12 protein-coding genes are annotated in these 9420 nt (G+C 71.5%); 10 read left to right on the forward strand and 2 right to left on the reverse strand.

The features are described 5' to 3' along the window. From EYA84_RS19570 to EYA84_RS19590, 6 genes are all read left to right on the forward strand, one after another. A partial coding sequence (locus EYA84_RS19570) for an SDR family NAD(P)-dependent oxidoreductase (RefSeq protein WP_131054495.1) occupies positions 1 to 615 on the forward strand: 615 nt, incomplete at its 5' end. Positions 616 to 658: 43 nt separating this feature from the next. After that, on the forward strand, positions 659 to 1978 hold the full coding sequence (locus EYA84_RS32545; protein WP_161595002.1) for a hypothetical protein: 1320 nt from the start codon (positions 659 to 661) through the stop codon (positions 1976 to 1978). Next, entirely contained in the window at positions 1975 to 2274 is a 300-nt protein-coding gene (locus EYA84_RS32550; protein WP_161595003.1) for a YciI family protein, read from the forward strand. Before EYA84_RS32545 ends, EYA84_RS32550 begins: the two co-directional genes overlap by 4 nt. Next, the gene (locus EYA84_RS19580) at positions 2274 to 3842 is read left to right on the forward strand and encodes a hypothetical protein (RefSeq protein ID WP_131054496.1); all 1569 of its coding nucleotides are present in this window, start codon (positions 2274 to 2276) and stop codon (positions 3840 to 3842) included. Before EYA84_RS32550 ends, EYA84_RS19580 begins: the two co-directional genes overlap by 1 nt. 57 nt (positions 3843 to 3899) lie before the next feature. Then, positions 3900 to 4178 (forward strand): helix-turn-helix transcriptional regulator, encoded by a 279-nt coding sequence (locus EYA84_RS19585; protein ID WP_131054497.1) that lies wholly within the window; start codon positions 3900 to 3902, stop codon positions 4176 to 4178. Between the two features lie 12 nt (positions 4179 to 4190). Next, entirely contained in the window at positions 4191 to 4580 is a 390-nt protein-coding gene (locus tag EYA84_RS19590) for a VOC family protein (protein ID WP_131054498.1), read from the forward strand. Between the two features lie 73 nt (positions 4581 to 4653). Here the strand turns inward: EYA84_RS19590 and EYA84_RS19595 are convergent, their stop codons facing one another. Next, positions 4654 to 5334, reverse strand: coding sequence for a lytic polysaccharide monooxygenase (locus EYA84_RS19595; protein WP_201272429.1), 681 nt, complete (start codon positions 5332 to 5334; stop codon positions 4654 to 4656). Between the two features lie 262 nt (positions 5335 to 5596). Then, positions 5597 to 6418, reverse strand: coding sequence for a helix-turn-helix domain-containing protein (locus tag EYA84_RS19600; protein WP_131054499.1), 822 nt, complete (start codon positions 6416 to 6418; stop codon positions 5597 to 5599). A 102-nt stretch (positions 6419 to 6520) separates the two neighbouring features. On the opposite strand from EYA84_RS19600, the gene EYA84_RS19605 reads away from it, so the two are divergent. The 4 genes from EYA84_RS19605 to EYA84_RS19615 all read left to right on the forward strand — a co-directional run. Then, positions 6521 to 7435 carry an oxidoreductase gene (locus EYA84_RS19605; RefSeq protein WP_131054500.1) on the forward strand — a complete coding sequence of 305 codons (915 nt, stop codon included), beginning with the start codon at positions 6521 to 6523 and terminating at the stop codon, positions 7433 to 7435. A gap of 129 nt (positions 7436 to 7564) precedes the next feature. Next, positions 7565 to 7933, forward strand: coding sequence for a hypothetical protein (locus EYA84_RS19610; protein WP_131054501.1), 369 nt, complete (start codon positions 7565 to 7567; stop codon positions 7931 to 7933). Positions 7934 to 8077: 144 nt separating this feature from the next. Then, a complete protein-coding gene (locus EYA84_RS32555; RefSeq protein ID WP_161595004.1) occupies positions 8078 to 8245 on the forward strand; it encodes a hypothetical protein in 168 nt (55 codons plus the stop codon). Next, a partial coding sequence (locus EYA84_RS19615) for a sensor histidine kinase (protein WP_201272430.1) occupies positions 8242 to 9420 on the forward strand: 1179 nt, incomplete at its 3' end. The genes EYA84_RS32555 and EYA84_RS19615, both read left to right, overlap by 4 nt.

Here is a 9420-nt window from a genome sequence, read left to right on the forward strand (position 1 = left end):
TATACAGGTGCCGCCGCGCAGGCCCGCGCCGTCGGGGCGACGGCCGTGGCCCACGCCGTGGACGTGACCCGGGAGACGCAGGTCGCCTCGGTGCTCGACGCGGTCGCCGCCGACCTCGGCGGCATCGACGCGGTGCTGCACGTCGCCGGGATCATGCGCGGGCAGGGCACCGACGTCACCGACCTGCCGCTGGAGCTGTGGCAGCGGGTGATCGAGGTCAACCTGACCGGACCGTTCCTGGTCGCCAAGCACGCCGTACGGCACCTGACCGACGGTCACGGGGTGCTCGTCCTGGTCGGCTCCAAGGCCGGCGTGCTGACCGGATCCGGGTCGGTACCCTACGGCGCGAGCAAGGGAGGACTGCACGGCCTGGCACTGACGCTGGCCCGGCACCTCGGTCCACGCGGGATCCGGGTGCACACCCTCTGTCCCGGTGACATCGACACACCGCTGATGCGGCGGTCGCTGGACGAGGCACGGACCAACGGCACCGACGGTGCCCAGGTCGCCCGGATCGAGGCGGCGCTGGGTCGTCCCGAGGACGTGGCGTCGGTGCTGACGCTGTTGGCGGCACCGGCCAGCGCCGGCATCGCCGGCACCGTCTACACCGGCTGAGCAGCCCGACCGACGGCGAGGGTGACGACGTGGAGGCGGCAGCGTGATCGGGATCATCGGCCCGGAGGACTCGATCCGGCTCGTGCAGGAGGTGGCGGCCGGGGAGGGCCGTGCGGAGGAGGTGACCACCCGCGCGTACACCGACCCGGAGCAGGCCCCTGACCTCGCCCGTGAGCTGGACGACCTGTGCCAGGTGCTGCTGTTCACCGGGCGCATCCCGTACGCCTTCGCCGCGGCGGCCGGTGGGCTGCGTGCCGAGATCGACTACATCCGGCACGCAGGGATCGACCTGTACCGCACCCTGTCCCGGATGCTGTTGGCCGGCGGCGGGCAGTTGCCCCGGGTCAGTGTGGACACCATCGAGGCGGAGACCGTCCGGGAGACGTACCACGACATCGAACTGAGCCCGCCCACCGACATCCTGCCGATCGCCGACTCGTCCGGCCTGCTCTTCTCCGGTCTGGCCGAGATCACCGCCTACCACCGCGAGCGGTACGAGTCCGGCGCCGTCGAGGCGTGCCTGACCTGCCTCGGCGCGGTGCACCGGGAACTGCGCGAGCGCGGGGTGCCGGTCTGGCGTGTCGAGCACACCCGTGCCTCGGTCCGCGACGCGCTGCGCCGAGCCTGGCTCGCCGCCGAGGTACGCCAGTCCCGGGCCACCCAGATCGCGGTGATGATGATCGAGGTGGCCGAGTCGGCGAACCGTCCGCAGGACCCCTACCAGGCGGAACGGCAGCGCCTGCGGCTGCGCGAGGCACTGCTGGAACACGCCGAGCGGATGCGCGGGCGACTCAACACCATCGACGACCGGACGCTGGTCATCACCACCAGCCGGGGCACCGTGGAGAGCGCCATCGCCCGGCACCGGGCCGGGCACGCCTCGCTGCTCAGCCTGCGCGGAGTCGACGGCGACCACACCGTCGGCTTCGGCGCCGGCACCACCATCGCCGCCGCCGAGGCCAACGCCCGACAGGCTCTCGCCCTGGGCCGGGGCGGCGAGACGCACGTGGTCTTCCCGGACGGGGAGATCTACTCCACCCGGGAGAGCGCGGTCAAGCAGCGGCTGCGCGAGACCACCCCCGGGGTGCTGCGGGTATCCGAGCAACTGCGCCTCGGGCCGCTGTCCACCCGGCGTCTGCTGGAGGCGCTGCACCAGATGGACCCCCACCAGGTGACCGCGCGGGGTCTGGCCGACGCGTACGGGGTGGAGACCCGCTCGGCCCGCCGGCTGCTCAAGGCGCTGCGCGCGGCCGGGTTCGCCGAGGAGGTCGGCGTGCACGTCAGCACCGGCGCGGGTCGGCCGCAGAGTGTCTACCGGGTGGCCCTGCAACGCCTCGTCGGGGCGATCGGGGCGGACACGTGATCTTCGAACCGACCTTCCTGGTCACCGCCACCTTCGCCGCCGACGCGGTCCACCGACGCGAGCCGCACCGCACGGCCCACCTGGCCCACGTACGCGGACTGCTCGCCGACGGCACCGCCCTGCTCGCCGGGGCCCGCGCCGATCTGAGCGCCTCCGTCCTCGTGCTGCGGGCACCCGACGCGGCGGCCGCCCGCGCCCTCGTCGCACACGATCCGTACTGGCGACACCGGGTGTGGACGGCTCTCGACGTCGTCGACTACCTGGCCGCCACTCCGCAGTCCCTCGGGAGGTCATGATGTCGTACCGCCAGATTTCCGGCGTCCGGGTGCACGGCACCGAGCACGCGCCGTTCGCGGCCACCCTGCTGGTCGAGACGCTGGGGGAGGGGCCGGAGCCGGTCCGGTTCGTCCCCGACCCGACGCTGCCCGAGGGCGGCTTCCGGGTCGAGGTGCCGGCCACCGGGGAGATCCGCGTCGTCGGCGATCCCTTCGCCGGCCTGGTCTACGCCGTCCGGGACCTGCTGGCCCGGGCCACCCCGGCCGGCCTGCCGGTCGGGTCACACCAGAGCGCACCCGGGCTGCCGCTGCGGACACTGTGGACCTGGGACCACTCCACCAACTGGGACCTGCGCCAGCTCGGCCAGCAGGAGATCGGCGCGCTGAACCCGTATGCCAAGGGCGCCGACGCCTTCGGGGCCGACTACCGGCGACTGGTGGACTTCTGCAGCGCCGAACGCATCGGCGGGATCGTGGTCTACGGGCTGCTGCGGGACGCCCACGGTGGCGTCGAGGCGGCCCGGGACCTGTGCGAGTACGCCAACGCCCGGGGCGTACGCATCATCGCCGGGGTGGGCATCAACGCCTACGGCGGCATCTACTTCGACGGACGGCACCGCTACAACCTCGCGACCTGGCTGCGGCAGCGCCCCGATCTGGCGGCCGAACTGCCGAAGAAGGTCGGCTTCGACATCGACGAGTTCGGCGACCTGCACTTCCCGGCCAGCGAGTACATGATGGCCGCCTGCCCGTCGCAGCCGGAGAACCTGGCGTGGCACCGGGACGCCATCGACTGGCTGCTGGACACCCTGCCGGTCGGCGGGATCAACTTCGAGACCGGCGACTACGGTAGCTGCGCCTGCGCGCGGTGTGTCGACCGCACCGGTGGCGAGCGCACCTCCTGGTCGTACGAGGCGATGCGGTCGGTGTACCCGACCCTGCTGGACACCGCCCGCCGACCCGGCCCGGCCGGGGTGCCGCTGCGCCACCTGGTCGAGGTCTACTGGGACAACATCTTCGACCTCGACGCGCAGGGGCCGCTGGCCGACCTGCCCGACGACGTGGCGTACCAGTACTGCGTCAACCGGGGCTTCTGGTACGACAACCGGGACCGGTTGACCGCCGAGCACGTGGCGGCACTGCCGCACCGCACCAACGTGCTGCGCACGCACGCGGGGTCGCAGTGGAACCGGCAGCGGCACTCGTGGGTGCCGGAGATGTACACGGACATGGCCACCCGGACCGCCGCCGCCGGCATGCGCGGGTTGACCATCTTCGCCGAGGCGTCCGCGTACCACCCGACCAACGAGATCAGCTACCTGGCGTACGCCAGGTTCTCCTGGAATCCGGGGCTGACCTGGGCCGACTTCTGGCGTGACGAGGTCGCACCCCGGTTCGGCGGGTCGAGCGAGGCGGAGGCGTTCCGCGACGGCGCGGCGCTGCTCGACGACCCGGCAGCCGGGGCGGAGGCGTTGCGCAAGGTGGGTGGCGACGCCCTGTCGATGGTCGCCGCCACCAGCGGAGAGGTGCAGCGTCGCTGGTTGTGGCTGGCCGAGCGGACCGTCCGGCACGCCCACTCGGTCGGCTGAGCCGGACGGCGCGTGGCGGCTTGACAGGCAAGTAGGCACTTGCCTATAACTGTGTCGGTGGACGCGGAACCGGATCTGTTCAAGGCCCTCGGTGACGCGACGCGGCGCATCATCCTGGACGAGCTGGTCGACCGGGACGGCCAGACCCTGTTCGAGATCTGCGGCCGGTTGGCAATGAAGCACGGCCTGACCTCGTCGCGTCAGGCCATCTCGCAGCACCTGGCGGTGCTCGAACAGGCCGGGTTGGTGCACGTCCGGCGACAGGGCCGGTACAAGTTCCACCACATCGACACCGGCCCGCTGCGCGCGATCGCCGAGCGGTGGCCCACCGACTGAGAGGAAGCAACCGTGCTTCGCATCAACATCACCAGCGTGGTGGTCGACGACCAGGCGAAGGCGCTCGCCTTCTACACCGAGAAGCTGGGCTTCGTGAAGAAGACCGACGTGCCGGCCGGTGAGGCGCGCTGGCTCACCGTGGTGTCCGCGGCCGACCCGGACGGCGTGGAACTGCTGCTGGAGCCGGAGGGCCACCCGGCGGCCCGACCCTTCAAGGAGGCGCTGGTCGCCGACGGTATCCCGTACACCCAGTTCGCCGTCGAGGACGTCCACGCCGAGGTCGAACGCCTCAAGGGGCTGGGTGTGCGGTTCGTCCAGGACGCGACCGACCTGGGCCCGGTGGTCACCGCCGTGCTCGACGACACCTGCGGCAACCTGATCCAGATCGCCGCGATGAAGTAGCGGGTACGCGGCGGCTCCGGCCCGGGACAGGTCCCGAGCCGGAGCCGATGCCGCAGTGGGCGGTGTTACCGGATCAGCCGAAGTTCACGTCGCTGCACCACATGTACGCCTGGTCGAGGTGGGAAGCCTGCCAGATGACGAACACGATGTGGTGTCCGGTGTATCCGGACGTCGAGACGTTGAAGGTGATGTTCTGAGCCGGGGCGTAGCGCCCGGTCTGCGTGATGAAGTCCAGGTTCCCCCAGCCGAGGGTCTGGGTGGCGGGGTTGAACCCGTTCTTGCTGACGTACACCCGGAAGTAGTCGGCGCCGTGGCTCGCCTGGTCGTGCAGCTGGACCGTGAAGTTGTTGCTGATGTTGGTCCGCTTCCACGCCCCGGGCTGGTTCAGGCTGTTGTTCCGGGACAGGCCGTTGCTGCACAGCTGCCCGTCGGGAGTGCGGGCCTGGAAGTTGCCGCCCAGCCCGTCCCGCAGCGCGCTCATCCAGTTCCACATGGTGTCCGGGTTGGACTGGAACGCCTGCCAGCACATGGGGTCCTGCTGCTGCATGGCCGGGTTCGTGTGGTTGCTGCCCCAGGTCTGCCAGCACTGGTACGCCCGCGACGCCGGGTTGATGATGGTGCCGTGGGCCTGTGCGGTCCCGACCCAGGGGATCATCCCGGCCACCAGGGCGAGCAGCAGTACGAGCGCCCGAAGGGGCTGGCGGGCAGCGGGCCGGACTCGCGGGCCGGATTGGTCGGGCTTGTGTGAACGCACGTTACGTCCTCCGTTCAGCGATCGGATCGATGTGGGAGCGCTTCCAAGGCCCAGCATTACACCGATGTTTCCGATTATCAACGATGGTCGATGAAAGATCGATGTGGGCGGACTGGATGCGGTTGGTCCGAGTCGCCCGCAATCGCAGCTCAGCGGGGCTTTCAGGATGGATGGACCAGGCTCGCCGATCGCCCGAGATTAGATTTCCGGAAGTCGATTCCTGTCCGGTTCGCACTGCTGTGGTCGGGGTGGGTCGCCGCCGTCACCCGGCGTACGCGGCGAGCAGCGACAGCCGCTCGGCGGCGGCACTGCCCGGTGCGGCGGTGTAGGCGATCAGGATCGGCCCGGTGCGTCCCGGCGGCGTGTACGCGTCCCAGTCCAGACGCAACTCCCCGACCTGGGGATGGGCGAAGACCTTGCTGCCGTGGACCGACTCGCGTACGTCGTGACGGGCCCAGAGCCTGCCGAACTCCTCGCTGCGGATGGTCAACGTGCCGACGATCTCCTGCGCGCGCGGGTGCTCCGGATCGACGGCCACCGCCGCGCGCAGGAAGCCCAGATAGTCCAGCACCGTCTCCCGCCACCCGGCGCACCGGTCGCGCGCCTCGGCATGGGTGAACATGTCGATCAGCACGTTGCCCGGGCCGATGCCCGGGTAGAGCGCCGTGGCCATCCTGTTCCAGGCGAGCAGGTCCAGATGACGGCTGACCACCACGGCCGGGGTGTGCAGGCTGTGCAGCAGCCGGTGGATGCTCTCCGGGACGGTCTCCCGGGAACGGCGCCGGGGAGTCGGCGGCCGCTGCGCCCGGCGGGCCAGCGCGTGCAGGTGACGGGTCTCCTCGGCGTTGAGGGCGAGCGCGCGGGCGATGCCGGTCAGCACGTCGTCGGAGGGGCGCACGTCGCGTCCCTGCTCCAGACGTTGGTAGTAGTCGGTACTCACGCCCGCGAGCAGGGCCAACTCCTCGCGGCGCAGGCCGGCGACCCGGCGGCGCGGCCCGGGAGTCAGACCGAGATCCTCCGGCCGCAGCCGGGAGCGGCGGTTGCGCAGGAAGTCCGCCAACTCGCGGGCGTAGGCCGTGGTCACCCCCCGAGTCTGCCGGTCCGGTCCGGCCGCAGGGTAGGTCCGGTGGTCCCAGGTTGGCGAGGTCTCTCCGGCCGACCGCGCCACCTCCTAGCGTCGACGACCATGCCGAACTGGACCGAAGAACAGATTCCCGACCAGCAGGGACGCCGGGCGGTGGTGACCGGGGCGAACTCGGGCGTGGGGCGGGTCACGGCCCTGGAACTGGCCCGCCACGGCGCCTCGGTGCTGCTCGCCGTGCGCGACGTCGCGGCCGGTGAACAGACCGCCCTCGACATCCGACGCCGGGTGCCGGGGGCCGACGTCGAGGTGCGGAGACTGGACCTGGCCTCGCTCGACTCCGTCCGCGCCTTCGCCGCCGCCCTGCCCGGACCGCTCGACCTGCTCGTCAACAACGCCGGGGTGGCGCTGACCGGCGCCCGTCCGGCCCCGACGGCGGACGGATTCGACATGCAGATGGGGACCAACGCACTCGGCCCGTACGCGCTGACCGGCCTCCTGCTCGACCGGTTGACCGCCGGACGGCAGCCTCGGGTGGTCACCGTCTCGTCGATCGTGCACCGGCGGCGCGGCCTGGACCTCGCCGACCTGAACTCCGAGAAGTCCTACCACGGCCCGACGGCGTACTCGAGGTCCAAGCTGGTCGCGACCATCCTCGGCCTGGAGTTGGACCGTCGGCTGCGTGCCTCCGGGTCACCGGTGATCAGCGTGCTCGCCCATCCCGGGATGACCCGGACCAACCTCACCCCCCGCGCGTTGGCCAACCGCTCCGTGCTCCTGCGTGCCGTGGGTCGACTCAGCCCGCTGCTGATCAGCCGAGTCGAGGCGGGTGCCAGACCCCAGCTCCACGCGGCCACCGCGACGGGCGTACGCGGTGGGCAGTTCTTCGGGCCGCGCGGTTTCCAGGAGATCCGTGGGCCGGTCACCGAGGTGCGGGCGAGCGCGACGGCACAGGACCCGGAGAACGGCCGGCGTATGTGGGCGGAGGCCGCCCGGCTGACCGGCGTCCGATATCTGTGAGCCGCTGGCGGACAGAGCGCGGTCGCACTTTCGTCGTACCGCGCCGCGTCGCGGATCCGACGAAGCACTGACGATTCGGCGGTCGATTCCCGAGACGCTGGACCTCCCCATCACGACGGAGGAACTGTCATGCGAAAAGTCGGCCTCGTCATCGCCGCCGTCATCGTGGTCCTGTGCGGTGGCATCGGGTGGACCGTCTACCAGGCGATCGCGCTGGGCAAGGAGGTGCTCGGTGCCGGCGTCACGCGGGAGCAGTTCGACGCGCAGCAGGTGGGGGCGGCGGAAGCGGACGTCCGCACCGCCCTGCCCGAGCCGCTGAGCGGGATGCGCGACAAGGACCTCTACCCCGACGACCCGGGGCGGCAGGGCATCCCGGCCGGCGCCTCGTGCATTTATCACACCGTGGCGCCGTTGGGCGAACCGGGCCCGGAGTTGTGGCGATTCTGCTTCGTCGACGGGACCCTGGCCGAGAAACGGGGCATCACCATTCCCGAATGAGCGGGACACGGAGAGAAAGCCGCCGCCCGGGTGTTCGCCGCCCGGGCGGCTTCTCGTGACGGACGCGGGTCAACGAAAGTGCGAGGCGTGGTTCCGTCGTCCGCCAGACGCCGACCCGGACCGGCTGTCGCGACACTGTGGAGCATGACAGCGATCGTGCACGCGGAGGTACGGGACACCCTCGACAGCGCGGGCTGGGCGGCGTCGGCCAGGATCTACCGGAGGCGGACCGGTGCCGGGCTGCTGGAGGCGTACGAGGCGGTCGACCGGATCGGCCACGACGAGACCCGAGGGCGAGGACCGACCCGATGACCGTGGGCAGTCGCACGTTGCTGTGGGTGACCCGGTGGCGGGAGCGGGCCGGTCTGAACGGGGTGTGGCGGTGGGTCTACGAGATCGCCCTGGTGCTGCTGGTGACCGTGGCGGCGACGATCGCGGCGGCCGTCACCGACTGGTACCCGTCGATGCCGTGGCTGGTCGCGGTGACCACGCCGATCCTGATGGTGCTGCGGTTGACCAGTCCGCTGCCGGCCTACGTCGCCGCGGCTCTGGTCGGTCTGGGCACCGGCGGGCCGAGCGGCCTGCTGCTGGTGGTGCTGAGCGCCTCGCTCGGCTACCGCCTCGCCCGGTGGTGGCAGGTCGCGGCCGGGCTGGTGCTGGCCTGGGTCTGCTTCGTGGGGTCCATCGTATGGACGGACCCGCTGGGCGTGGACCTGGTGGTGATGTACTCGGCGTTGTTCGTGCTGATGGCGGCCTTGCCGGCCGGTGTCGCGCGGCTGGTCCGTCGCCGGCGGGTGCTGCTGGCCGCCCTGCACCACCGCAACGTGCAGTTGCACCGCGAGCAGAGTGAGGTGGCCCGGCGGGCGCAGACGCGGGAGCGGGCCCGCATCGCGCGGGACCTGCACGACTCGCTGGGACACAAGCTCACGCTGATCTCGCTCTACGCAGGGATGCTGCGCACCGCCGACGACGACGGGCGATCCGAGGCCGCCGATCTGGTCCGCCAGACGTCCTCGGCGGCGATGACCGAGTTGCGGCAGATCCTCGGCATCCTGGGGCAGGACGACAGCCAGTCCACGGTGCGCCCACTGACCGGCCTGGACGATCTCGCCACGCAGGCACGTGCCTCCGGTGCCGAGGTGGAGATCGTCCGGGAGGGGGAGTCCCGACCGCTGGCGGCACTGACCGAGCACGCCGCGTACCGGGTGATCCAGGAGGGCCTGACCAACGCGCTGCGCCACGCCCAGGGCGGCGCGATCGTGCTGTCGCTGCGGTACGAGCCGGACGCGCTGGTAGCCGGGGTGACCAACACCGTGGGGCGGCGGGTCGTGCGGGCCACCTCCGGCCAGGGACTGCTCGGGCTGACCGAACGGGTCCGGGTCGCCGGCGGCATGCTCTATCACGGGTCGACCCTGGACGGCGGGTTCCGGCTGGCGGCCACGTTGCCGTACCCGGGTGACGAACGCGCTGCGCCCACCGCCGCGCAC

It is taken from the genome of Verrucosispora sp. SN26_14.1 (assembly GCF_004307965.1).
Classification (GTDB): Bacteria; Actinomycetota; Actinomycetes; order Mycobacteriales; family Micromonosporaceae; genus Micromonospora.

What these genes read in the sequence shown, in the direction of transcription:
- EYA84_RS19605 (WP_131054500.1), top strand. Translation starts at nt 6,521, where the DNA reads ATGCCGAACTGGACCGAAGAACAGATTCCCGACCAGCAGGGACGCCGG.
- EYA84_RS32555 (WP_161595004.1), top strand. Translation starts at nt 8,078, where the DNA reads ATGACAGCGATCGTGCACGCGGAGGTACGGGACACCCTCGACAGCGCG.
- EYA84_RS19580 (WP_131054496.1), top strand. Translation starts at nt 2,274, where the DNA reads ATGTCGTACCGCCAGATTTCCGGCGTCCGGGTGCACGGCACCGAGCAC.
- EYA84_RS19610 (WP_131054501.1), top strand. Translation starts at nt 7,565, where the DNA reads ATGCGAAAAGTCGGCCTCGTCATCGCCGCCGTCATCGTGGTCCTGTGC.